This is a genomic window from Kitasatospora purpeofusca (assembly GCF_036010405.1).
Classification (GTDB): domain Bacteria; phylum Actinomycetota; class Actinomycetes; order Streptomycetales; family Streptomycetaceae; genus Kitasatospora; species Kitasatospora purpeofusca.
The window spans coordinates 4,036,298-4,060,000 of record NZ_CP108561.1; the positions used below are offsets into that span (position 1 = coordinate 4,036,298).

The 23,703-nt window shown below is 73.3% G+C and carries 21 protein-coding genes and 1 pseudogene; 9 read left to right on the forward strand and 13 right to left on the reverse strand.

Features of this window, described 5'->3' with window-relative positions:
* Nucleotides 1-17 precede the first annotated feature (17 nt).
* Both OG715_RS17695 and OG715_RS17700 read right to left on the reverse strand, forming a co-directional pair.
* Complete coding sequence (locus OG715_RS17695) at nt 18-1,184, reverse strand: acyl-CoA dehydrogenase family protein (protein ID WP_266269754.1); 1,167 nt, start codon at nt 1,182-1,184, stop codon at nt 18-20.
* 106 nt (nt 1,185-1,290) lie between these two features.
* Nucleotides 1,291-2,520: an LCP family protein gene (locus tag OG715_RS17700; RefSeq protein WP_266269756.1), complete on the reverse strand. Its 1,230-nt coding sequence runs from the start codon at nt 2,518-2,520 to the stop codon at nt 1,291-1,293.
* Between the two features lie 160 nt (nt 2,521-2,680).
* Here OG715_RS17700 and OG715_RS17705 point away from each other — a divergent pair, with 160 nt between their 5' ends.
* Both OG715_RS17705 and OG715_RS17710 read left to right on the forward strand, forming a co-directional pair.
* A complete protein-coding gene (locus OG715_RS17705; RefSeq protein ID WP_266269757.1) occupies nt 2,681-4,018 on the forward strand; it encodes a UDP-glucose dehydrogenase family protein in 1,338 nt (445 codons plus the stop codon).
* Nucleotides 4,019-4,055: 37 nt separating this feature from the next.
* Entirely contained in the window at nt 4,056-4,469 is a 414-nt protein-coding gene (locus OG715_RS17710; protein WP_266269758.1) for a CoA-binding protein, read from the forward strand.
* A 62-nt stretch (nt 4,470-4,531) separates the two neighbouring features.
* Here OG715_RS17710 and OG715_RS17715 read toward each other — a convergent pair whose 3' ends face one another.
* Genes OG715_RS17715 through OG715_RS17725 form a run of 3 tightly spaced genes read right to left on the reverse strand, consistent with a single transcriptional unit; the run spans nt 4,532 to nt 7,481 of the window.
* A complete protein-coding gene (locus tag OG715_RS17715) occupies nt 4,532-5,749 on the reverse strand; it encodes a dipeptidase (protein ID WP_266269759.1) in 1,218 nt (405 codons plus the stop codon).
* Between the two features lie 35 nt (nt 5,750-5,784).
* Entirely contained in the window at nt 5,785-6,327 is a 543-nt protein-coding gene (gene purE / locus OG715_RS17720; RefSeq protein WP_030393454.1) for a 5-(carboxyamino)imidazole ribonucleotide mutase, read from the reverse strand.
* Nucleotides 6,324-7,481 (reverse strand): 5-(carboxyamino)imidazole ribonucleotide synthase, encoded by a 1,158-nt coding sequence (locus tag OG715_RS17725; RefSeq protein ID WP_266269762.1) that lies wholly within the window; start codon nt 7,479-7,481, stop codon nt 6,324-6,326. Before OG715_RS17725 ends, purE begins: the two co-directional genes overlap by 4 nt.
* 243 nt (nt 7,482-7,724) lie before the next feature.
* On the opposite strand from OG715_RS17725, the gene OG715_RS17730 reads away from it, so the two are divergent.
* Nucleotides 7,725-8,291, forward strand: a complete 567-nt coding sequence (locus tag OG715_RS17730; RefSeq protein ID WP_266269763.1) for a GtrA family protein — start codon at nt 7,725-7,727, stop codon at nt 8,289-8,291.
* Between the two features lie 111 nt (nt 8,292-8,402).
* Nucleotides 8,403-8,693: pseudogene (locus OG715_RS17735) on the forward strand (ester cyclase); the annotation flags it as partial.
* Between the two features lie 27 nt (nt 8,694-8,720).
* Here the strand turns inward: OG715_RS17735 and OG715_RS17740 are convergent.
* Together OG715_RS17740 and OG715_RS17745 are read right to left on the reverse strand one after the other, a co-directional pair.
* Entirely contained in the window at nt 8,721-9,968 is a 1,248-nt protein-coding gene (locus OG715_RS17740) for an ATP-binding protein (RefSeq protein ID WP_266269765.1), read from the reverse strand.
* A 51-nt stretch (nt 9,969-10,019) separates the two neighbouring features.
* On the reverse strand, nt 10,020-10,694 hold the full coding sequence (locus OG715_RS17745; RefSeq protein WP_030300686.1) for a response regulator transcription factor: 675 nt from the start codon (nt 10,692-10,694) through the stop codon (nt 10,020-10,022).
* A 329-nt stretch (nt 10,695-11,023) separates the two neighbouring features.
* Between OG715_RS17745 and OG715_RS17750 the strand changes: the two genes are divergently transcribed.
* Entirely contained in the window at nt 11,024-12,532 is a 1,509-nt protein-coding gene (locus OG715_RS17750) for a peptide MFS transporter (protein ID WP_266269766.1), read from the forward strand.
* Between the two features lie 75 nt (nt 12,533-12,607).
* Entirely contained in the window at nt 12,608-14,695 is a 2,088-nt protein-coding gene (locus tag OG715_RS17755) for a S9 family peptidase (protein ID WP_266269767.1), read from the forward strand.
* 71 nt (nt 14,696-14,766) lie between these two features.
* Here OG715_RS17755 and hutI read toward each other — a convergent pair whose 3' ends face one another.
* The 4 genes from hutI to hutU form a co-directional block, all read right to left on the reverse strand.
* Nucleotides 14,767-15,936: an imidazolonepropionase gene (gene hutI / locus OG715_RS17760; RefSeq protein ID WP_266271718.1), complete on the reverse strand. Its 1,170-nt coding sequence runs from the start codon at nt 15,934-15,936 to the stop codon at nt 14,767-14,769.
* Between the two features lie 156 nt (nt 15,937-16,092).
* On the reverse strand, nt 16,093-17,490 hold the full coding sequence (locus OG715_RS17765) for a formimidoylglutamate deiminase (protein WP_266269768.1): 1,398 nt from the start codon (nt 17,488-17,490) through the stop codon (nt 16,093-16,095).
* Complete coding sequence (locus OG715_RS17770; RefSeq protein WP_266271719.1) at nt 17,487-18,671, reverse strand: allantoate amidohydrolase; 1,185 nt, start codon at nt 18,669-18,671, stop codon at nt 17,487-17,489. The genes OG715_RS17765 and OG715_RS17770 overlap by 4 nt, the downstream gene beginning before the upstream one ends.
* 29 nt (nt 18,672-18,700) lie before the next feature.
* Nucleotides 18,701-20,386, reverse strand: a complete 1,686-nt coding sequence (hutU, locus tag OG715_RS17775) for a urocanate hydratase (RefSeq protein ID WP_266269769.1) — start codon at nt 20,384-20,386, stop codon at nt 18,701-18,703.
* Between the two features lie 180 nt (nt 20,387-20,566).
* Here hutU and OG715_RS17780 point away from each other — a divergent pair, with 180 nt between their 5' ends.
* Nucleotides 20,567-21,130: a Uma2 family endonuclease gene (locus OG715_RS17780; RefSeq protein WP_266269770.1), complete on the forward strand. Its 564-nt coding sequence runs from the start codon at nt 20,567-20,569 to the stop codon at nt 21,128-21,130.
* A gap of 8 nt (nt 21,131-21,138) precedes the next feature.
* On the opposite strand, the gene OG715_RS17785 is transcribed toward OG715_RS17780, so the two are convergent.
* Entirely contained in the window at nt 21,139-21,495 is a 357-nt protein-coding gene (locus tag OG715_RS17785; RefSeq protein WP_266269771.1) for a hypothetical protein, read from the reverse strand.
* Between the two features lie 109 nt (nt 21,496-21,604).
* Here OG715_RS17785 and OG715_RS17790 point away from each other — a divergent pair, with 109 nt between their 5' ends.
* Nucleotides 21,605-22,084: an SRPBCC family protein gene (locus OG715_RS17790; protein ID WP_266269773.1), complete on the forward strand. Its 480-nt coding sequence runs from the start codon at nt 21,605-21,607 to the stop codon at nt 22,082-22,084.
* Between the two features lie 24 nt (nt 22,085-22,108).
* Here OG715_RS17790 and OG715_RS17795 read toward each other — a convergent pair whose 3' ends face one another.
* The gene (locus tag OG715_RS17795; protein ID WP_266269774.1) at nt 22,109-22,978 is read right to left on the reverse strand and encodes a MurR/RpiR family transcriptional regulator; all 870 of its coding nucleotides are present in this window, start codon (nt 22,976-22,978) and stop codon (nt 22,109-22,111) included.
* Nucleotides 22,979-23,231: 253 nt separating this feature from the next.
* On the opposite strand from OG715_RS17795, the gene OG715_RS17800 reads away from it, so the two are divergent.
* Nucleotides 23,232-23,663 (forward strand): hypothetical protein, encoded by a 432-nt coding sequence (locus tag OG715_RS17800; protein WP_266269775.1) that lies wholly within the window; start codon nt 23,232-23,234, stop codon nt 23,661-23,663.
* Nucleotides 23,664-23,703 lie beyond the last annotated feature (40 nt).

Below are 23,703 nucleotides of genomic sequence, written 5' to 3' on the forward strand. Positions count from 1 at the left end.
GCTCCGGGCGTTCCGCGTCACGGCAGGTTGCGGGCCATGACGATGCGCTGGATCTGGTTGGTGCCCTCGTAGATCTGCGTGATCTTCGCGTCCCGCATCATCCGCTCCAACGGGTAGTCCCGGGTGTACCCGTACCCACCCAGCAACTGCACCGCGTCCGTCGTGATCTCCATCGCCGCGTCCGACGCGAAACACTTCGCCGCCGCACCGAAGAACGTCAGGTCCCCGTCCCCCCGCTGCGACCTCGCCGCCGCCGCGTAGGTGAGCTGACGCGCCGCCTCCAGCTTCATCGCCATGTCCGCCAGCATGAACTGCACACCCTGGAAATCACCGATCGGCTTCCCGAACTGCCGACGCTCCCGCACATACCCCTTCGCGTAGTCCAACGCGCCCTGCGCGATGCCCAGCGCCTGCGCCGCGATCGTCACCCGCGTGTGGTCCAGCGTCCTCATCGCCGTCGCGAACCCCGTCCCCTCCGCACCGATCATCCGGTCCGCCGGGATCCGCACATTGTCGAAGTACACCTCACGCGTCGGCGACCCCTTGATGCCGAGCTTGCGCTCCGGCGCACCGAACGACACCCCCGCGTCGCCCTTCTCCACCACGAACGCCGAGATCCCCTTCGACCGCAGCTCCGGGTCCGTCACCGCCATCACCGTGTAGAACTCCGACACACCCGCGTTGGTGATCCAGCGCTTCACACCGTTCAGCACCCAGAAGTCACCGTCCCGCACCGCCCGGGTCCTCATCCCCGCCGCGTCCGAACCCGCCTCCGGCTCCGACAGGCAGTACGAGAACATCCCCTCCCCACGCGCCAGCGCCCCCAGGTACTTCGCCTTCAGCTCCTCCGACCCCGACAGCTGCACCGGCAACGAACCCAGCTTGTTCACCGCCGGGATCAGCGACGAGGAGGCGCACACCCGCGCCACCTCCTCGATCACGATCACCGTCGCCAGCGCGTCCGCCCCCGCACCACCGAACTCCTCCGGCACATGCACCGCATGCAGATCGTTCGCCTGCAGCGCGTCCAGCGCCTCCTGCGGGAACCGGCCCGCCTCGTCCACCTCCGCCGCGAACGGAGCGATCTTCGCCTCCGCCAACGACCGCACCGCCTCACGGAGCATCCCGTGCTCCTCGGAGATCCGGAAGAGATCGAAGTCCGCCGCGCCTGCGCCGCCCGCCATGATGCCTGCCTCTTCGAAGAGTCGTGCCCGCCGTGGAACCGGCTGGTTACCGTCGGGTAGAGATCCTAGGGTGCCGACCTGCGGCTGCCTAGGACATGCCTTCGGGTCAGTCGACGTCCGTGCCGAGGGTGTCGCCGGCCTTGTGCTCCTGGAAGTACTGGTCCGTCCGGTCGTTGCGGATCGCCTCCCACAGCTGCGCCGCCGGACGGTCCGCCAGCAGCACCACGCTCTGCTCGCCCCGGGTGGCGAACCCGCCGAACGGCGCGTTCATGAAGCGGACGTCGTCGGCACGCAGCGAGCGCAGGCCCCACGCGAGTTGGAACAGGTCGGTGTTGGACAGCCGGTCGTCCACACTGACCACCTCGCCGACGGTGCCCAGCAGTCCGCCCAGCCGGGACGGGCTGGTGAGCGTGCCGGAGTCCATCACCTTGAGCATCAGCGCGCGCAGGAAGTTCTGCTGGCGCTTGGTCCGGTCGAGGTCGCCGCCGGGCAGCCCGTAGCGCTCGCGGACGTAGAGCAGCGCCGTGGAGCCGTCCATGTGGTGGGTGCCGGCCTCCCAGGCACGGGCCTCGCCGACGCCCTCGATGGTGCGCGGAACGGTGATGTCCACCCCTCCGACGGCGTCGGTGAGGGCACGGAAGCCGTTCCAGTCGATCACCGCGAGATGGTCGATCCGGATGCCGGTGAGGTTCTGCACGGTCTCGGTCATCAGGGCCGGACCGCCCCAGGAGTAGGCGGCGTTCAGCTTGGCCTCGCCGTGCCCCGGGACCGGCACCCAGGTGTCCCGGGGCAGCGAGACCAGGGTCGCCGAGCTCCGGTCGTCGGAGAGGTGCAGCAGCATCATGGTGTCGCTGCGGGCCGCCCCGGCCTGCCAGGCCGGGGCCTTGGCCGCGCTGCCGGTGGTGGGGGTGTCGGAGCGGGCGTCCAGGCCGACCAGCAGCAGGTTGAGGCCGCTGCCAGGGACGGGCTTCGGCTGGGCCGTCTCCGGCACGGTCGGGAAGGCGTCCGGGATCCGGTGCACGGAGGAGGCGTAGTGCTCGGCGGTCCACCAGAGGGCGCCGCAGCCGCCGACGGCGAGGGCGAGCAGGGCGGAGAGGGTCCAGAGCAGTACCCGGCGGGTCCGGCGGCGGCGGCTCGGCGGCTCGTGGTCCAGCGGCCCACCGTCCGACGGCTCGTGGTCCGGCGGCGGGTCCTCACCGCCGTCGCCCGGGCCCGCCGCGGAACCGGACGCACCGGGTATCGACTCCTGTGCCCCCTCCGCCGGTTCGAAGAGGCTCAGGCCGGACGGCACCGGCCGCTGCGCGGGCTCGCCAGACTGCTCGTCCTCCGGCTCCATGTGCGTATTGTGCCGCCGCCCCGCCCCGTGCGGGGAGCTTTCGGGACAACGGCCGGAACCGGGACGGTCTGGGCGCATTCCCCCCGGCCGGATAGCATCGGTGGGCGCGGCCCGGTGGGACGCGTCCACCCTCACCCGTCGCCCGCCCGAAGGGGAACCCGTGACCCTCCGCATCTCCGTGATCGGTACCGGCTATCTCGGCGCCACCCACGCCGCCGCCATGGCGGAGTTCGGCTTCGAGGTGCTGGGTCTGGACATCGACCCGGAGAAGATCGCCACCCTCACCGCCGGCCAGGTCCCGATGTACGAGCCGGGCCTGTCCGAGCTGCTGCTCAAGCATGTGGCGGGGCACGAGGGTTCGACCGGCCGGCTGCGCTTCACCACCTCCGCCCAGGAGGCCGCCGAGTTCGGCGACGTGCACTTCGTCTGCGTCAACACCCCGCAGCGCAAGGGCGAGTTCGCGGCCGACATGTCGTACGTGGACGCCGCGATCGACGCGATCGCCCCGCATCTGACCCGCCCGGTGCTGGTGGTCGGCAAGTCCACGGTGCCGGTCGGCTCGGCGGGCCGGCTGGCCGAGCGGCTGGCCGCGCTGGCCCCCGTCGGCGAGGGCGCCGAACTCGCCTGGAACCCCGAGTTCCTGCGCGAGGGCTTCGCCGTCCAGGACACCCTGCGCCCGGACCGGATCGTGATCGGCGCCCGCAGCGGGCGGGCCGAGGAACTGCTGCGCGAGGTGTACGCCGAGCCGATCGCCGCCGGGGTGCCGTTCCTGGTCACCGACTACGCGACCGCCGAGCTGGTGAAGACCGCCGCCAACTCCTTCCTGGCCACCAAGATCTCCTTCATCAACGCGATGGCCGAGGTCTGCGAGGCGGCCGGGGCGGACGTCACCCAGCTGAGCGCGGCGCTCGCGCTGGACGACCGGATCGGCGGCAAGTTCCTCAACTCCGGCCTGGGCTTCGGCGGCGGCTGCCTGCCCAAGGACATCCGGGCGTTCATGGCGCGGGCCGGCGAACTGGGCGCCGACCAGGCGCTGACCTTCCTCCGCGAGGTCGACTCGATCAATATGCGCCGCCGCTCCCGGATGGTCGAGCTGGCGCGCGAGCAGTGCGCCGGCGGCTTCCTGGGCCGGCGGATCGCCGTCCTCGGCGCCGCGTTCAAGCCCAACTCGGACGACATCCGGGACTCGCCCGCGCTCAACGTGGCCGCCCAGATCCAGCTCCAGGGCGCGCAGGTCACCGTCTACGACCCCAAGGCGATGGACAACGCGCGCAAGATGTTCCCCGGACTGGCCTACGCCGACTCCGCGTTGGAGGCCGCCGAGGGCGCGCACGTCGTCCTGCACCTCACCGAGTGGCAGGAGTTCCGCGCGCTCGACCCGGCCGAGCTGGGCGCGGTCGTCGCCGAGCGCCGCCTGCTCGACGGCCGCAACGTCCTGGACGCCGACGCCTGGCGCGCCGCCGGGTGGACCTACCGCGCGCTCGGCCGCCCGAGCTGACGGGAATCCCCGGCGGGCGGCCTTCGTTGCCCCGGGCATGACGAACTACGGCGACGAAGCGACGGTCCGTTCCATCCTCACCGGCCGGGGTGACACCTGGGCGGTGGTCGGCCTGTCCACCAACACCGCCCGGGCCGCGTACGGCGTGGCCCGGTTCCTCCAGGAGCGCGGCAAGCGGATCGTGCCGGTCCACCCGAAGGCCGAGACGGTCCTCGGCGAGCAGGGGTACGCCTCCCTCGCGGACGTCCCGTTCGAGGTCGACGTGGTGGACGTGTTCGTGAACAGCGCGCTGGCCGGGGAGGTCGCGGACCAGGCGGTGGCCGTGGGGGCGAAGGCGGTCTGGTTCCAGCTCGGTGTGGTGGACGAGGACGCCTACGCCCGGACCACCGCCGCCGGGCTGGAGATGGTCATGGACAAGTGCCCCGCGATCGAGTTCCCGCGGCTGGGCTGAGCCCTCTCCGAACCTGCCGGCCCGGGTGGGACGGTCGGGCCGCCCCACCCGGGCCCGCGGGGTCAGCCGTCCAGGCCGGTGAGGGTGGCGATGGACGGGGCCCGGCCCGCGTCGCGGAGGCGGACGGCGGCGCTCTCGGCGTCGCGCAGGACGCGGACGGCGTTGTGCCAGGTGAGCTTGGAGAGGTCGGTCTCCGACCAGCCGCGGCGCAGCAGTTCGGCGATCAGGTTGGGGTAGCCGGCGACGTCGTCGAGGCCGTCCGGGAGGAAGGCGGTGCCGTCGAAGTCGCCGCCGATGCCGATGTGGTCGATGCCGGCGACCTCGCGCATGTGGTCGAGGTGGTCGGCGACGGTGGCGACGGTGGCGACCGGGCGCGGGTTCGCCTCCTCGTAGGCACGCTGGCAGGCCATCCCGGCGGGGGTGGTGTCGAGGTGGTCGAAGCCGCGGGCGCGCATGTTCTCGTCGGCGGCGGCGGTCCACTCGATCGCGGCGGGCAGGATGAACTTGGGCACGAAGGTGGCCATCGCGACGCCGCCGTTGTCGGCGAGGCGGGCGAGCACGTCGTCCGGGACGTTGCGCGGGTGGGCGCAGACCGCGCGGGACGAGGAGTGCGAGAACAGCACCGGGGCCTCGCTGACCCGCAGGGCGTCGCGCATGGTGTCGGCGGAGACGTGCGAGAGGTCGACCAGCATGCCGAGCCGGTTCATCTCCCGGACGACCTCCTCGCCGAAGGCGGTGAGGCCGCCGGCGGCGGGCTTGTCCGTGGCGGAGTCGGCCCACGGCGTGTTGTCGTTGTGGGTGAGCGTCATGTACCGGACGCCGAGCGCGTACAGGGCGCGCAGGGTGGCGAGCGAGCAGTCGATCGAGTGGCCGCCCTCGGCGCCGATCAGGGAGGCGATCCGGCCCTCGACGCGGGCGGCCTCCAGGTCGTCGGCGGTGAGCGCGAGCCGAAGCCGCTCGGGGAAGCGGTCGACCAGGGCGTGCACGAAGTCGATCTGTTCGAGGGTGGCGCTGACGGCGTGGTCCCCGGCGAGCCGGCTGGGCACGTAGACGGACCAGAACTGCGCGCCGACCCCGCCCGCGGTGAGGCGGACGAGGTCGGTGTGCAGCCGGGTGCTCTGGTCGGCGGCCAGGTCGAGCGCGTCGAGGTCGTAGCCGACCTGCTCGCGCATCGCCCACGGGAGGTCGTTGTGGCCGTCCACCACGGGGGCGGTGCGAAGGACGGCCCGGGCGCGCTCCAGCAGGGCGGCGGGCGTGGAATCCAGCAGCTCAGAGGTCATACGAGCTGTTGTATCCGACCAGGCTGCTTTTATGACTACTTTCCGAAGCCGAACGAGGCGGAACCCGCCACCTTGGCCCGGAGCTTCTTGCCCTTCTCGGTGGCCTGGCTGTTCAGCTCGGCCTGGAACTCGGTCATCCGCTCGGTGAGGTCCGGGTCGAAGGCGGCCAGCATCCGCACCGCGAGCAGGCCCGCGTTGCGCGCGCCCGCCACCGAGACGGTGGCCACCGGGACGCCGGCCGGCATCTGCACGATCGACAGCAGGCTGTCCATGCCGTCCAGGTAGCGCAGCGGCACCGGCACGCCGATCACCGGCAGCGGGGTGACCGAGGCGAGCATGCCCGGCAGGTGGGCGGCGCCGCCGGCGCCCGCGATGATCGCCTTCAGGCCGCGCTTGTGGGCGCTCTCGCCGTACGCGACCATCTCGCGCGGCATCCGGTGCGCGGAGACGACGTCGACCTCGTAGGGGATCTCGAACTCGTCGAGCGCCTGGGCGGCCGCCTCCATCACGGGCCAGTCGGAGTCCGAGCCCATGACGATGCCGACGAGCGGGGAGGCGGGGGCGGTGGGGGCGGTCATTCGGTGATCGTTCCTCGCAGGTAGGCGGCCGCGTGGCGGGCGCGCTCACGGACGTCGTCGAGGTCGTCCCCGAAGACGTTGACGTGGCCGACCTTGCGGCCGGGCTTCACGTCCTTGCCGTACATGTGGATGCGCAGGCCCGGGTCGCGGGCCATGCAGTGCAGGAAGGCGTGGTACATGTCCGGGTAGTCGCCGCCGAGGACGTTGACCATCACGGTCCACTTGGCGCGCGGCCTCGGGTCGCCGAGCGGCAGGTCGAGCACGGCCCGCAGGTGGTTCTCGAACTGCGAGGTGACGGCGCCGTCCTGGCTCCAGTGCCCGGAGTTGTGCGGGCGCATGGCCAGCTCGTTGACCAGGATCCGGCCGTCCCCGGTCTGGAACAGCTCGACCGCGAGGTGGCCGGTGATGTCCAGCTCGCCGGCGATCCGCAGGGCCAGCTGCTGGGCCTCGTCGGACAGCGCGGGGTCGAGGTCGGGCGCGGGGGCGGTCACCTCGGCGCAGACGCCGTTCTCCTGGACGCTCTCCACCACCGGGTAGGCGACCGCCTGGCCGCTGGGCGAGCGGACCACGTTGGCGGCCAGCTCGCGGACGAAGTCGACCTTCTCCTCGGCGAGCACCGGGACGCCGGCCAGGAACGGGGCCGCGGCCGCCTCCTCGTCGCCGACCACCCAGACGCCCTTGCCGTCGTAGCCGCCGCGGACGGTCTTCAGGACCACCGGGTAACCGGCGCCCTCGGCGGCGAAGGCGGTCACGTCGGCCGGGTCGGCGACGATCCGGTGCCGGGGGCAGGGGACGCCGATGGAGTCGAGCTTGGCCCGCATCACGCCCTTGTCCTGGGCGTTGACCAGCGCGTCAGGACCGGGCCGGACGGCGATGCCGTCGGCCTGCAGGGCCCGCAGGTGCTCGGTCGGCACGTGCTCGTGGTCGAAGGTGATCACGTCGCAGCCGGCCGCGAAGCGGCGCAGGGTGTCGAGGTCGCGGTAGTCGCCGAGGACGACGTCGGAGACGGCCTGCGCGGCCGAGTCCTGGGGAGTGTCGGCGAGGAGCTTGAACCGGACTCCGAGCGGGATGCCCGCCTGGTGTGCCATGCGGGCAAGCTGCCCACCGCCGATCATGCCCACCACTGGAAAATTCGCGTTGCCCGGGGAAGTCACCCCGCCAGGATATCCGGGCCGGTGGGAGGGTGTGGAACCGCTCCCGCCGCGACCGCGTCCCTACCTCGGGGCTCCGTTCGGCCGGACCCGGGGGGCTGAGCCGATCGGCGGAACCGGGTAGCCTGGTCGGCCAGGTCCTGATACGCGCGATCCGATCATGTGCGTGCACGCAGGGCTCAAGGGGACCGCGGCGCACCTGCCCCGGTGACCCTTTCGTCCGCAGGCACATGGAGGCAGCCCGGTATGGCGACGACCACGGCGTCGGAACCCTCGCTGGCGCAGAAGCTGCGCGGCATGAAGGGCGAGGCGGTCAAGTTCGGCGCGGTCGGCCTCAGTGGCGTCGTGGTCAACTTCGCCATCTTCTGGATCTGCATCAACGGCCTGCATCTCGCCCCGGTGCGGTCCAACATCGCCGCCACGTCGATCGCGATCGCCACCAACTACCTGGGCTACCGCTACTGGCTGTACCGGGACCGGGACGCCGCCTCGCGCAAGCGGGAGATCATGCTGTTCCTGGTGTTCAGCGGCATCGGCATGCTGATCGACACCGGGCTGCTCGGAATCGCGAAGTACATGTTCGGACTCGCCAATCTCGAGCTGCTGGCCGCGAAGGTGGTCGGCCTCGGGCTGGGCACGGTGTTCCGCTTCGTCTCGTACCGGACCTGGGTGTTCAAGGCCGTCCCGGAGCCGGTGACCGGGACCCCGGCCGTCCAGGACGCCACCGCCGCCCCCGCCGGGGCCGCCGCCGTGGTCGCCCAGGCCGAGCTGGTGCTGGCCGCCGAGCGGGTCCGGCTCGCCAAGGCCGAGTAGAACGGGCCTCCCCTCGGTTGCCGCCCACGCCGCGGCAGGAGGAGAGTGGTGGCCGAGGGCGAGCACGGCCGGCGAACGATCGAGGCCCCGGGGGGACCCAGGAGGCTCGCCATGACCTTCGTCCAGATCATCGAATGCCGGACCGACCGGATCGAGGAGCTCAACGGCCTGATGGACCGCTGGGCCGAGAAGACCGAGGGCCGGCGGACGGTCGACCACGCGCTGGTCGGCACCGACCGCTCGGACCCCCGGCACGTGGTGGAGATCGTCGAGTTCGCGTCCTACGACGACGCCATGCGCAACTCGAACCTGCCGGAGACCGACCGGATCTACCGCGAGATGGTGGCGCTCTGCGACGCGCCGCCCACCTTCACCGACCTGGACGTGGTCCGCGACGAGCGGTTCTGACCGCACCGCCAGGACACGGCGCTACGCGTCGCGCCGGCTGCGGCCGAGGAAGAGCGCGAACACCGCCGGCCGCAGCGAGAGCAGCTCCAGCCGCCCGCCGTCGGCCTCCGCGAGGTCGCGGGCGACGGCCAGCCCGATGCCGGTCGAGTTGCGGCCGCTGACCGCGCGCTCGAACACCCGGTTGCCCAGCTCGGGCGGCACCCCGAGGCCCTCGTCCTGCACCTCCACCACCACGGACGTCCCGGACGGCCGGACCCGCAGGGTGACCGTCCCGGCGCCGTGCATCAGCGAGTTCTCGATCAGGGTGGCCAGCACCTGGGCGACCGTGCCGGGGGTGCCGACGGCGGCGGCCCCGCGCAGGCCCTCGACCTGGAGCACCCGCCCGGTGCCGCGCAGCGACGGCCCCCACTCCTCGACCTGCTGCTTGACCACGTCGTCGACGTCGAAGGCGACGGCGGTGGGACTGCGCGGGTCGCGCTGGGTGGTCAGCAGCCGCTGGACGACGTCGGTGAGCCGCTCGACCTGCTGGAGGGCGATGGTGGCCTCCTCCTTGACCGTCTCCGGGTCCTCGGCCAGCGCGGTGATCTCCTCCAGCCGCATGGAGAGCGCGGTGAGCGGGGTGCGCAGCTGGTGCGAGGCGTCGGCGGCGAGCCGGCGCTCGGCGGTGAGCATCCGGGCGATCCGTTCGGCGCTGACGTCGAGCACCTCGGCGACCCGGTCGAGTTCGGGCACGCCGTAGCGGCGGTCGCGCGGGCGCGGGTCGCCGGAGCCGAGCCGCTCGGCGGTCTCGGCGAGGTCGGTGAGCGGCTGGGCGAGCCGTTTGGCCTGCCGGACGGCGAGGGCGACGGCGGCCTGCACGGCGAGCAGCGCGACCACGCCGAGCAGCAGCAGCATGTTGGCGATCTCGTGGTCGACCGCCTCGCGGGACTGCTCGACGGTGACGGTCTCGCCGCTGGCGCCGCGTTCGACCGCCTTGAGCACATGGTCGCCGTCGGGCCGCTGCCCGCTGGCGACGACCGCCCGGCCGGGGATGTCCACCTCGACGTACTGGCCCTCGGAGACCTGGTTGGCGAACTTGTCGCCGGTGACCGGCTCGTTGGCGGCGAGCCGGTTCTCCACCAGGGCGAGCACCCGGACGGCGGCGGCGTCGACGCGGTCCTGGGCGGAGCTGACGATGGTGCGCTTCTCCACCACCGCCAGGGGGACGCAGAACACCACGACCACCACCAGGACCACGCCCAGCAGCGAGTTGATCATTCGGCGTTTCACGCTGCCGCTCCCGACGGTGGTGGGCGCCCCCGGTCGGGGCGTCCGCTCGGGCTAATTCTTCTCGAAGCGGAAGCCCACCCCGCGCACGGTGGCGATGTAGCGGGGGTTGGCGGCATCGTCGCCGAGCTTCTTGCGCAGCCAGGAGATGTGCATGTCCAGGGTCTTGGTGGAGGTCCACCAGGTGGTGTCCCAGACCTGCCGCATGATCTCCTCGCGGGTGACCACCCGGCCGGCGTCCCGGACCAGCACCCGGAGCAGCTCGAACTCCTTGGCGGAGAGGGTGAGCTCCTCCTCGCCCAGCCAGGCGCGGTGCGACTCGATGTCGATCTTGACGCCGTGCGCGCCGGTGGTGAGCTGGTCGACGTTGCCGCGCCGGAGCAGGGCCCGGACCCGGGCGAGCAGTTCGGCGAGCCGGAACGGCTTGGTGACGTAGTCGTCGGCACCGGCGTCCAGGCCGACCACCGTGTCGACCTCGTCGGCGCGGGCGGTGAGCACCAGGACTGGGCAGCTGCGGCCGTCCGCGCGCAGCCGGCGGCACACCTCAAGACCGTCCATCTCGGGCAGGCCGAGGTCGAGGACGACGAGGTCGACCTCCTCGCCGAGCCCGGCGGCCAGTGCGGACGGGCCGTCCTCACGGACGAGCACCTCGTACCCCTCACGGCGCAGCGCCCGGGCGAGCGGTTCGGAGATCGCGGGGTCGTCCTCGGCGAGCAGCACACAGGTCATGGGCTGATGGTAGTCCGCCGGGGTGCGGCCGTTGCCTCCGTGAGGTAGTTCACAGTGCGTGATCGTTATACGGGGGGTGGTCGAGCCTCAACGGACACGCCCGGGCCGCGCGTTCGGCGAAGATCCTGCGCCTCAAGCTTGAAAGCGAAGGAATATTCGCTGCTCTACCATGGATAACGTGGACTGATCTCTCGCGGACTTTGCCATTTCCATACCTGATGCACGGCTTTTGTCAGCTGATGCCGCCAAATATCGCCACGTAGAGTGGTTTCGTCCACGTCCGCCTCCACCCCCCTTGGCGGACGCTGTCAGGCAAGGAACCACTACACATGGCGTCTACGACCCTGGAGTCCGGCGTTCAGTCGGCCTCTCCCAGCGGCAAGACCTTCCTCGGGCACCCCCGGGGCCTCGCCACGCTCTTCATGAGCGAGATGTGGGAGCGCTTCAGCTACTACGGCATGCGTGCCCTGCTGGTGCTCTACATGACCGCCTCCGTCACCGACGGCGGCCTCGGCATGAAGATGGCCGTCGCGAGCGCCGTCTACAGCGTCTACACGGCGATGGTCTACCTGCTGGCCCTCCCGGGCGGCTGGATCGCCGACCGCTTCCTCGGCGCGCGGAAGACCGTCGCCCTCGGCGGCACGATCATCATGGTCGGCCACTTCCTGCTGGCCCTGCCGGTCGGTGTGTCGTTCTTCGCCGGTCTCGCGCTGATCGCGCTCGGCTCGGGCCTGCTCAAGGCCAACATCTCGACGATGGTCGGCCACCTCTACGACGGGCCCAACGACCCGCGCCGGGACGGCGGCTTCACCATCTTCTACATGGGCATCAACCTCGGTGCCTTCGCCGCCCCGCTGGTCATCGGCACCATCGGCCAGGAGGTCGACTGGCACCTGGGCTTCGCCCTCGCCGGCGTCGGCATGGCCCTGGGCCTCGCCCAGTTCCTGCTCGGCACCCGCCACCTCAGCGCCAAGAGCGACGTGGTGACCTCGCCGATCTCGCCCGCCGAGAAGAGCGCGATCTTCAAGAAGGCCGGCCTGTGGCTCGCCGCCGCCGCCGTCTTCTACGCGGTCGTCGCGCTGACCGGCCACTTCACCATCAACTGGGCGATCTGGCCGCTGTCGATCGCGGGCCTCGCGATCCCGGTCTTCGTCTTCGCCAAGGTGAAGCGCGACAAGGACCTCGACGAGACCGAGCAGTCCCGGATGAGCGGCTACATCTGGTTCTTCGTCGCCGCCGCCGTGTTCTGGATGATCTACGACCAGTCCGGCTCGACGCTGAACATCTTCGCGCAGGACAACACCTCGTCCACGCTGTTCGGCTTCGACTTCCCGTCCAGCTGGTTCCAGTCGCTCAACCCGCTGTACATCATGGCCCTGGCTCCGGTCTTCGCCTGGATCTGGGTGGCGCTCTCGCGCCGCTCCAAGAACCCCAGCACCACCGCGAAGTTCTCCTTCGGCCTGCTGATGATCGGCGCCTCGTTCATCGTCATGATGCTGGCGATGGCCGCCGCCTCCGGCGACACCAAGGTCACGCCGCTCTGGCTGGCCTCGGTCTACCTGATCCAGACCGTCGGCGAGCTGACCCTCTCCCCCGTCGGCCTGTCCGTCACCACCAAGCTGGCGCCGACCAAGTACGCCAGCCAGATGATGGGCGTGTGGTTCCTCGCGGTCACCGCGGGTGACTGCGTCGCCGCCATCTTCCAGCTCGTCCTCGGTGACAGCGTGGTCGGCTCCACCTGGTACTTCGCGGTCCAGGGCGGCATGGCGATCCTCGCCGGCGCGGCGCTGTACATGTACCGCCGCAACGTCGTGCGGCTGATGGGCGACGTCCACTGACGTCTGCCCGACCGGCCCCGGCCGTTTCACCCCTTCGGCCCCCGCTCCCCGGTCGGATCTGCCTATGGTCCCGGCATGCCGACCGATTCGCTCCCCCGCCAGCTCGCCCGCACCGGGCGTCTCACCCTCGGCGCGCCCGCCGCGCCCGCCGTCACCGCCGACGGCCGGACCGTGCTCTTCCTGCGCAGCCCCGCCGGCGACGACCCGACCGGGCGGCTCTGGGCCCTCGACACCGACACCGGCGAGGAACGCCTGATCGCCGACCCGGCCGCCCTCGGCGACACCGGCGGCGACCTCCCCGAGGCCGAACGGATCCGCCGCGAACGCGCCCGCGTCCTCGGCCGGGGCATCACCGCGTACGCGACCGACGCCACCGGCCGCACCGCCGCCTTCGCCCTGTCCGGCACCCTGCTGCTCGCCGACACCGCCACCGGCGAGGTCCGCAGGGTCCCCACCGCCACCGAGGTCCACGACCCCCGCCCCGACCCCACCGGCCACCGGATCGCCTACGCCGGCGGCGGCGCCCTTCGGGTCGTCGGGGCCGACGGCCGGGACGACCGCGCGCTCGTCGAACCCGAGCACGAAGAGGTCCGCTACGGCCTGCCCGAGCACGTCGCCGCCGAGTCCATGCACCGCCACCGCGCCCACTGGTGGTCCCCCGACGGCACCCGGCTGCTGGTCGCCCGGGTCGACGAGCGCCCGCTGCGCCGCCTCCACCACGCCGACCCGGCCGACCCGGCCCGGCCGCCGCGCACCCACCGCTACCCGCTGGCCGGCACCGACAACGCCGAGGTCACCCTCTGGCTGCTCGACCTCGACGGCGGACGCACCGAGGTCCGCTGGGACCGGACCGGCTTCGAGTACCTGACCGCCGCCGGCTGGGACGCCCACGGCCCGTACGCCGCCGTGCAGAGCCGCGACCAGCGCACCGTGCTCACCCTGGCGGTCGACCCCGCCGACGGCGCCACCCGCGTCCTGGCCGAACGCCGCGACGAGCACTGGGTCGAGCTCCTCCCCGGCCTGCCCGCCCGCACCGCCGCCGGCTCCCTCGTCGACGCCGCCGACCGCGGCGACACCCGCCACCTCACCGTCGACGGCGCCCCCGTCACCCCGCCCGGCCTCCAGCTGCGCGCCGTCCTCGGGACCGACGGCGAGCAGGTGCTGTTCACCGCCTCCGACGAACCGACCGAGACCCACCTCTGGTCGTGGAACCCGGCCTCGGGCGCCGTCCGGCTCAGCCACGAGCCCGGCACGCACACCGGCGTGCGCCGCGCCGGCACGCTCGTCCACACCGCCCGCACCCCCGGCGCGCCCACCGGCCGCACCACCGTCCACCGCCCGGACCGGCCCGCCGCGACCCTCGTCTCCCACGCGCAGACACCCGTCCTCACCGCCCGCCCCGAACTGCTCCGGCTCGGCCCGCGCGAGCTCCGCGCCACGCTCTTCCTCCCCGCCGGCCACCGCCCCGGCGACGGCCCGCTGCCCGTCCTGCTCGACCCCTACGGCGGCCCCGCCATGGCCAAGGTCTCCGCCGCCCCGCACTGGTGGGACCTCACCTCCCAGTGGTTCGCCGACCAGGGCTTCGCCGTCCTGGTCGTCGACGGCCGGGGCACCCCCGGGCGCGGCCCGCGCTGGGAGAAGACCGTCTTCGCGGACATCGCCGACCCCGCCCTCGCCGACCAGGTCGACGCCCTGCACGCCACCGCCGCGCTCCGCCCCGGACTGCTCGACCTCGACCGGGTCGGCATCCGCGGCTGGTCCTTCGGCGGCTTCCTCGCCGCGCTCGCCGTGCTGCGCCGCCCCGACGTGTTCCACGCCGCCGTCGCCGGGGCCGCCCCCACCGACCACCGGCTCTACGACACCCACTGGAAGGAACGCTTCCTCGGCCACCCGGACGAGCACCCCGAGCGCTACGACGCCGCCTCGCTGCTCCCCGACGCCCCCGGGCTGAGCCGCCCGCTGCTGCTGGTCCACGGCCTCGCCGACGACAACGTGCTGCCCGCGCACAGCCTGCGGCTCTCCGCCGCCCTGCTCGCCGCCGGCCGCCCGCACGAGTTCCTGCCGCTGCCCGGCGCGGGCCACTCACCGGCCGACCCCGCGGTGGCCGAGCACCTGCTGCACCACCAGCTCGACTTCCTGCGGCGGTCGCTGGGAATCGGCTGAGCACGACGACGGGGCCGGGCGGGGCCGGGAGGGACACACCCTCCCGGCCCCGCCCGCCGCCCGAAGGCCCGTCAGACCTCGCGCACACCCGCCCGCCAGACCGCCGCCGTCAGCGGCACACCCGGCCGGTAGGCCAGGTGCACCGGCGAGGGAGCGTCCAGCAGCTGAAGGTCCGCCCGGGCCCCCACCCGCACCGTGCCGACGTCCGTCCGCCGCAGCGCCCGCGCGCCGCCCGCCGTCGCGGCCCAGACCGCCTCGTCCGGCGTCATGCCCATCTCCCGCACCGCCACCGCGATGCAGAACGCCATCGAACTCGTGAAGCTGGAGCCCGGGTTGCAGTCGGTGGACAGCGCCACCACCGCCCCCGCGTCCAGCAGCCGGCGCGCGTCCGGGTAGACCGCCCGGGTGGAGAACTCGGCGCCCGGCAGCAGCGTCGCCACCGTCGACGAGCCCGCCAGCGCGGCCACGTCCTCGTCCGTGAGGTGGGTGCAGTGGTCGGCCGAGGCCGCGCCCAGCTCCACCGCCAGCTGCACACCCGGGCCGTAGGTGAGCTGGTTGGCGTGCACCCGGGGGATCAGCCCCCGCTCGATCCCCGCGGTGAGGATCGCCCGGGCCTGGTCGCCGTCGAAGGCGCCCTTCTCGCAGAACACGTCCACCCAGCGGGCGTACGGCGCGCAGGCGTCCAGCATCGGGCCGGTGACCAGGTCGACGTAGCCCGCCGGGTCGTCCGCGAACTCCGGGGCCACCACGTGCGCGCCCAGGTAGGTGGTCTCCGGCGTGTACGAGGAGGCGATCCGCAGCGCCCGCGACTCGTCCTCCACCGTGAGCCCGTACCCGGACTTGCACTCCACCAGCGTGGTGCCCTGGCGCAGCGCCTCCCGCACCAGCCGGGCCAGGTTGGCGTCCAGTTCGGCGTCGGCGGCGGCCCGGGTGGCGGCCACCGTGGTGCGGATCCCGCCGGCCGAGTAGGACTGCCCGGACATCCGGGCGTTGAACTCGGCGGTGCGGTCGCCGGCGAAGACCAGGTGGGCGTGCGAGTCCACCCAGCCGGGCAGCAGGGCGCGGCCCGCCGCGTCGAACACCTCGTCGGCGGCGGGGGCCCCGGCCGCCGGGCCGACCCAGGCGACGGTGCCGCCGTCGATCACCACGGCCGCGTCGGTGAGCGCGCCGAGCGGCCCGGTCCCGTGCGCGGGGTCGTTGGTGACCAGGGTGCCGATCCCGGTGATCAGGGTGCTCGGCACGGTCGGGCCGCTGCTCGGGGTGCTGTTCGAGCTGCTCACGTCGGAACCTTTCGGGGAGCGGGAACGGGAAGTCCGGGAGGCGGGAACGGGGAACGGGAGCGGGGGCGGGCGGTCCGATGCCGCCCGCCCCCGGTCACCCACGGGAGAACGGAGAACTCAGCAGCCGAGCGCGGCGATCGAGGACCGCAGTGCTCCCGGCACGTCCGGCACCAGGGTGTGCACGCCGTCCTCGACCACGTGCCGGCCGCCGACCACCACGTGCCGGACGTCCGCCGCGGCGGCCGCGAACACCGCGATCTCCGCGCCCAGCCGGGGCGCCGGACCGGCCGTGCGCACCGAGTCCAGGGCGATCACGGTGAAGTCGGCCAGCGCACCGGCCTCGATCCGCCCCGCCTCGGGCCAGCCGAGCGAGGCGTGGCCGTCCTCCGTACCCGCCCGGAGCAGCGCGTTCGCCGTCCAGTGGCCGCGGGTGCGGGTGCGCAGCCGCTCGTCCAGCTCCAGCGCCCGGGCCTCCTCGAACGGGTCGATCACGGCGTGGCTGTCGCTGCCGAGGGTGATCGGGCACCCCCCGGAGGCCAGCTGCCGGGCCGGGCCGATGCCGTCCGCGAGGTCCCGCTCGGTGGTGGGGCACATGCAGACGGTGGTGGAGGAGCCGGTCAGCAGCTCGACGTCCTCCTCGGTGAGATGGGTGGCGTGCACGACCGAGGTGCGCGGACCGAGCGCGCCCCGGTCGGCGAGCAGCCGGGTCGGGGTGACGCCGTGCGCGGCGAGGCAGGCGTCGTTCTCGGCGGTCTGCTCGGACAGGTGGACGTGCAGCGGGGCTCGTCGCGACGACGCCCAGTCGGCGACGGTGCCGAGCTGCTCGGCGGGCACGGCGCGCACCGAGTGGATGGCGGCGCCGATCCGGGCGTGCTCGCGGGCCTTCAGCAGGTCGGCCCGCTCGGCCCAGGCCTCCGCGTCGCCGTCGCTGAACCGCAGCTGCGGCCTGGTCGGCTCGGTGCCGAAGCCGGACGACAGGTAGCAGGTGTCGAGCAGGGTGATCCGGATGCCGGCCCGGGCGGCGGCCTCGATCAGCGCCTCGCCCATCGCGTTGGGATCGTCGTACCGGGCGCCGCCGGGCGCGTGGTGCAGGTAGTGGAACTCGCCGACGGCGGTGATCCCGGCGAGCGCCATCTCCGCGTAGGCCGCGGTGGCGAGCGCCAGGTAGCGGTCCGGGTCGAGCGCGCCGGCGAACCGGTACATGGTGTCGCGCCAGGTCCAGAAGGTGCCGGAGCCGACCTGGACGTGGCCGCGCAGCGCCCGGTGGAAGGCGTGCGAGTGCGCGTTCGCCTGCCCCGGCAGCAGCAGGCCCTCCAGCCGGACGGCGCCGGGCGGGCAGGGCCCGCTGTCCGGCTGCACCCGGGCGATCTTGCCGCCGGCCCCGGTGGTGATCAGCACGTCCCGCTCGACCACCGGCCCGTTGGCGTGCGGCAGCCAGGCGTACTGCGCCCAGTACGTCGTCGTCCGCGCGTCTCCGGCACGACCTGCCGCCTGCGCGTCTCCGGATGGGCTCACTGACACGCCAGGTCCTCCAGTACGTCGGCGAGGGCGGCGACGCCGGCCAGGCAGTCGGCCGGCTCGGCGTGCTCCGCCGGGGAGTGCGAGACGCCGCTCGGGTTCCGCACGAACAGCATGGCGGTCGGGACCGCCGAGGCGAGGATCCCGGCATCGTGTCCCGCACCGGTGGGCAGCACGGGGACGCCGCCCAGCCGGGCGGCGAGGCGGTCGCGCAGCGGGCCGTCGAAGTCCACCACCGGGGTGTAGGACTCGCGGGTCAGCCCGACCTCGACACCGTCGCGCTCGCCGCGCTCGGCGGCGGCCCGGCCGATCTCCTCGACCAGCGCGGTGAGAGTGCCCTCGTCGGCCGCCCGGGAGTCCAGCCAGCCGCGCACCAGCGAGGCGATCGCGTTGGTGCCGTTGGGCTCCACGGCGACCTTGCCGAAGGTGGCCAGCGCGCCCGCGAGCTTCGCCTTCTTCCGCGCGGCGAGCACGGTGTTGGCGTAGGTCAGCATCGGGTCGCGGCGGTCCTCGATCCGGGTGGTGCCGGCGTGGTTGGCCTCGCCGCGGAAGTCGAACCGCCAGCGGCCGTGCGGCCAGATCGCGCTCGCCACGCCGACCGGGTGCTCCTCGGTCAGGTAGCGGCCCTGCTCGACGTGCAGTTCGACGAAGGCGCCGATCCGGGCCAGCCGGTCGCCGTCCGCGCCGATCGCGGTCGGGTCCTGCCCGGCCCGCTCCATCGCGTCGGGCAGCCGGACGCCGTCGGCGTCGCGCAGCTCGTACGCCTGCTCCTTGCCGAGCACCCCGGCGGTGAGCCGGGAGCCGATGCAGGCCACCCCGAACCGGGCGCCCTCCTCGTCGCCGAAGTTGACGATCGCCAGCGGCCGGGTGAGCCCGCTCCCCCGGGCGCGCAGTTCGTCGAGCGCCGCGAAGGAGGAGACCACGCCGAGCGGGCCGTCGAAGGCGCCGCCGTCCGGGACGGAGTCCAGGTGCGAGCCGGTGACCACCGCGCCCTCGCCGGCCGGGTCGCCGAGCCAGGCCCACTGGTTGCCGTTGCGGTCCAGCTCGTAGTGCAGGCCCCGGTCGCGGGCCTGCTGCTCGAACCAGGACCGGCACTCGGCGTCGGCGCTGTTCCAGGCGAAGCGGCGGTAGCCGCCGGACGCGGCGGAGCGGCCCACGGGGAGCAGCTCCGCCCACATCCGTTCGAAGCTCGCGGAGCCCTGGTCGCTCACAGCTCGCCCGTCGAGCCGTGCTCGTTCATCGGGACGCGCACACCGCGCTCGGCGGCGACCTCGTCGGCCCGGTCGTAGCCGGCGTCGACGTGGCGGATGACGCCCATGCCCGGGTCGTTGGTGAGCACCCGGCGGATCTTCTCGCCGGCCAGCGCGGTGCCGTCGGCGACGGTGACCTGGCCGGCGTGGATCGAGCGGCCGATGCCGACGCCGCCGCCGTGGTGGATGGAGACCCAGGACGCGCCGGAGGCGACGTTGACCATGGCGTTGAGCAGCGGCCAGTCGGCGATCGCGTCGGAGCCGTCCAGCATCGCCTCGGTCTCCCGGTAGGGGGAGGCGACGGAGCCGCAGTCCAGGTGGTCGCGGCCGATGACGATCGGGGCGGACAGCTCGCCGGAGGCGACCATGTCGTTGAAGCGCTCGCCGGCCTTGTCGCGCTCGCCGTAGCCGAGCCAGCAGATCCGCGCGGGCAGGCCCTGGAAGTGCACCTTCTCCTGGGCCATCTTGATCCAGCGGTGCAGCGACTCGTTCTCCGGGAAGAGGTCGAGCACGGCCTTGTCGGTCTTGGCGATGTCCTGCGGGTCGCCGGACAGGGCGGCCCAGCGGAACGGGCCCTTGCCCTCGCAGAACAGCGGCCGGATGTACGCGGGGACGAAGCCGGGGAAGGCGAAGGCGCGGTCGTAGCCGGCCAGCTGGGCCTCGCCCCGGATCGAGTTGCCGTAGTCGAAGACCTCGGCGCCGGCGTCCTGGAAGCCGACCATCGCCTCGACGTGCTTGGCCATCGACTCGCGGGAGCGGACGGTGAACTCGGCGGGCTTCTCGGCCGCGTAGGTCGCCATGTCGTCGAAGGCGACGCCGACCGGCAGGTAGCTCAGCGGGTCGTGGGCGCTGGTCTGGTCGGTGACGATGTCGATCGGCGCGTCCATCGCCAGCAGCTGCGGGAACAGCTCGGCGGCGTTGCCCAGCAGACCGATGGAGAGCGGCTGCCGCTTGTCGCGGGCGGCGGTGGCGAGCTCCAGCGCGTGGGAGAGGTTCTTGGCCTCGACGTCCAGGTAGCGGTGCTCGATCCGGCGGGAGATCCGGGACGGGTCGCAGTCGATACAGATCGCCACGCCGCCGTTCATGGTGACGGCCAGCGGCTGGGCGCCGCCCATGCCGCCGAGGCCGGCGGTGAGGGTGATGGTGCCTTCGAGAGTGCCGTTGAAGCGCTTGTTGGCGACGGCGGCGAAGGTCTCGTAGGTGCCCTGGAGGATGCCCTGGGTGCCGATGTAGATCCAGGACCCGGCGGTCATCTGCCCGTACATGGTGAGCCCGAGGCTCTCCAGGCGGCGGAACTCCTCCCAGTTGGCCCAGTCGCCGACCAGGTTGGAGTTGGCGATCAGCACCCGCGGCGCCCACTCGTGGGTCTGCATGACGCCGACCGGCCGGCCGGACTGGACCAGCATGGTCTCGTCCTGCTTGAGGCCCTCCAGCGTGCGCACCATGGCGTCGAAGGAGCGCCAGTCGCGCGCGGCCTTGCCGGTGCCGCCGTAGACGACCAGCTTCGAGGGGTGCTCGGCCACCTCGGGGTCGAGGTTGTTCATGAGCATCCGCAGGGCGGCCTCCTGCTGCCACCCCTGCGTGGTCAGCCCGGTCCCCCGCGCCGCCCGCACCTCACGCGGCCCACTCGCCTGCTGCACCATGTCACGGTCTCCTTGCGGATGAATTCATTCAGGCTCGACTTCACTGAATATATCCAAACATTCAGCCTTCGGCCAGACCTGCGCACATCCGATCAGCGCCCGCGGCAGGGACACCCCCCGCACTACGCTGAACCCGGCGAACACCAGCCACTCGGCCCAGCCCCGCCCCACGGAGGCCCGATGAAGGCAGCCCCCGGCCGGCTCCGGGACACCGCCGAGGAGATCGCGCGAAGCACCGGTCTGCGCGTGCAGATCATCGGCGGGACCCTGATCGCGGCCCTGCCCCCCTGCGGAAAGCACGCGGAGACCGTCCGCCGACTGCGGCGCCGACTCGACCGGCGGCTGCCGGCCGGGCTCGCCGGCTACCAGGTCTCGTCCGTGGGCACACCGGAGGACGACGAGGACTACGCGACCCCGGACCTCGTCGTCCTCCCCACCGACTGGGGGAGGAGCGACGAGTGGCTCGCCGACCCCCTCGACGCGGCACTCGCGGTGGAGGTGGCCTCCAGGACCGAACGGGCGGGCGGCACCACTCCCGGGGCCGACTGGTACGGCGCCGCGGGCGTCGCCGCACTGCTGACCGTCGACCCCCGGAAGGGCGTCTGGACGTACTTCACCCACCCTCGTGACGGGGCATACCGGGGCGTGCTGCACGGCAGGTACGGCGAGCCGGTTCCGCTCACCGCGCCGTTCACGGGTGAACTGCCGACCGTGGACCTGCCGTTGTACGCGCCCCGGCGTTGACCGGCCCGTCAGGCCGCCGCGTCGCCGTCCCAGTCGATGCCGATCTCGGCGAGCCAGCGGCGGTCGGCGTCGTCGGGGACGTCGGCGGCCCGGGCGCCGGACGGCGTGGGCGGCGCGGGGGTCCGGGGTGGGCGGGGGATCTCCTGGACGGGGCCGAGGCCGTACTGCTCGGCGGCCGCGGCGGCTCGGGCGTCGGGTTCGATGACGCCGACGTGGACGACGGATTCGTCGCCCGGGTCGAGGACGGTGAGTTCGGGATCGGGCAGACGGCGCAGGGTGACGCGGCGTCCGCAGGTCGGGCAGGACCACTCGTCGGCTCCGGAGGCGAGCCGGCCGACGAACTTCATCTCGTGGATCACACGCATGGCGGCACCCCCTGACCGGAATGATGCCCGCCCTGGGCGGATCGCCAACCTGCGGGTACGGTCGCCGGGGCGGCGTTCCGGGCCGCGGGGACGAACGGGGAGGGCGGGCATGGACCGCGAGTGGGGCATCGAGGAGAGCATCGGCGTGGCCGCCACGCCGACGGAGGTCTACCGCGCCGTCAGCACCGTCCGGCGGACCGGCGAGTGGAGCCCCGAGTGCCGGGCGGTGTGGGCCCGGCGGGGACCGCTGCGGACCGGTGACCGGTTCGTCGGCTTCAACCGGCGCGGCCTGTTCGTCTGGTTCACCACCTGCCGGGTGACGACGGCCCGCCCCGGCAGCGAGTTCGCGTTCCGGGTGGACGCCCTCGGGCTGCCGATCGCCGAGTGGGGCTACCGCTTCGCGCCGGACGGCGAGGGCGGCACGAACCTCACCGAGTACTGGCGGGACCTGCGGACCGGCCGGAGCGCGCCGGCCGCCGAACTGCTCGGCAAGGTCTTCAGCGGCGTCGCCCCGGAGCGGCGGGCCGCGCACAACCGGGCCGGCATGCGGGCGACGCTGCGGCGGATCCGGCAGACCCTGGAGGCATGACGCGCGGCGGACCGTCCGGGCGGGCTACTCCAGGAACAGCCCCCGGGCCGCCGCCGACTGCTCGATGGCCTCCAGCCGCGCCTCGGCGCCCGGGAGTTCGTCGCACATGGTCTGCAGCAGCACCCGGCCGAGCATCATCGGTGCGCACGCGGTGTCGAAGACCAGCCCGGTGCCGACGGCGGCCGGCAGCATCAGGTCGGAGAGCTTGGCGACCGGAGCGAAGACGCTGTCGGCCACGGTGACCACGGTCAGCCCGCACTCCCGGGCCACCGCCAGTGCGTCCATCAGCTCGCGCGGGTAGCGCGGCAGGGCGAAGCAGAGCAGCACGCTCGCGCCCGCGGCGGCGGCCTGCTCCAGCCGGTCGGCGAGCATGCTGCCGCCCTCGTCCAGCAGCCGGATGTCGGGGTGCACCTTGGCGGCGAAGTACGCGAAGCCGCGCGCCTGCGCGGAGGCGGCCCGCAGGCCGAGCACCGGCAGCGGGCGGGAGGCGGCGAGCAGCCGGGCGGCGCGGGCGATCGGCTCGGGGTCGGCGAGCAGCTCGGCCAGGTGGCGCAGGTGCTCGATCTCGGCGAGCACGGCCTGCTGGTGCTCGTTGCGGACGGCGTCGGCCGGGGTCTCGGGGGCGGCGGCCTCCCCGGCGCCGAGTTCGCGCAGCTGCTTGCGCAGCGCCGGGTAGCCGTCGTAGCCGAGGGCCACGGCGAAGCGGGTCACCGAGGGCTGGCTGACGCCGGCGAGTTCGGCGACCTCGACGCTGGAGAGGAACGGCGCCTCGGTGGCGTGCCGGACCAGCGAGTGCGCGATCCGCCGCTGGGTGGGGGTGAGCCGGTGCCCCTCGAAGAGCTGGAGCAGCCGGGCGGAGGGACCGACCGGGCCGGCGTCGTCGGTGGCGGTCATGGCGGTACCTCCGGATGCGAGCTGTTCGGACGACTGTGCAGCAGCGGGCCGCCGCTGGCAAAGACGTCTCGCCCGACGGGACATCGGGCGAGACCTCCCGGAGCGGTCCCCGGGCGGGCGCCGGGCGGTCCCCGGGCGGGCGCCGAGGGGGGTGCGGGCCGTCTCGGGGTGACCCTGATATCCCCCTGAGACCGCCCTGAATCCCCGTCGGACCGATGGACCGGCGGCCCCCGGGGGGAGGAAGCTGATGCCCATGGACACACGTCAGGACGATCTGCGGCGCGATCTGGACGCCACGCTGCAGGCCCGCAAGGAGCTCGGCCCGGAGTACGAGTCGGAACTCGTCGACTCCTTCCTCGCCCGGATCGACGCCCGCCTCGACGCCCGGGTGGAGCGCCGGGTGGCCGAGCGGCTCGGCCCGGCCGAGGGGTACGGCCCGACCGAGGGGTACGGCCGTCCGGGGTACGGGCCGCGCCGCTTCGGCCGCCGTTCGGCGACCAGGCTCCCGATCGTCTCGCTGGTGCTCGGCATCCCGCTGTCGGCGATCGCCGCCGAGAGCGGCGGTTTCTGGGGCCTGCTGGTCTGCTGGGGCGGCATCGTCGGCGTCAACGTCTCGTCCGCGCTCGCCGAGCGGATCCAGGAGCAGCGCGGCGCGGCGGCCCCGAAGAGCGACTGGGACCGGTGACCGGCGGCCTTTCCGGCCACCGGTCACCCGTACCACCCGT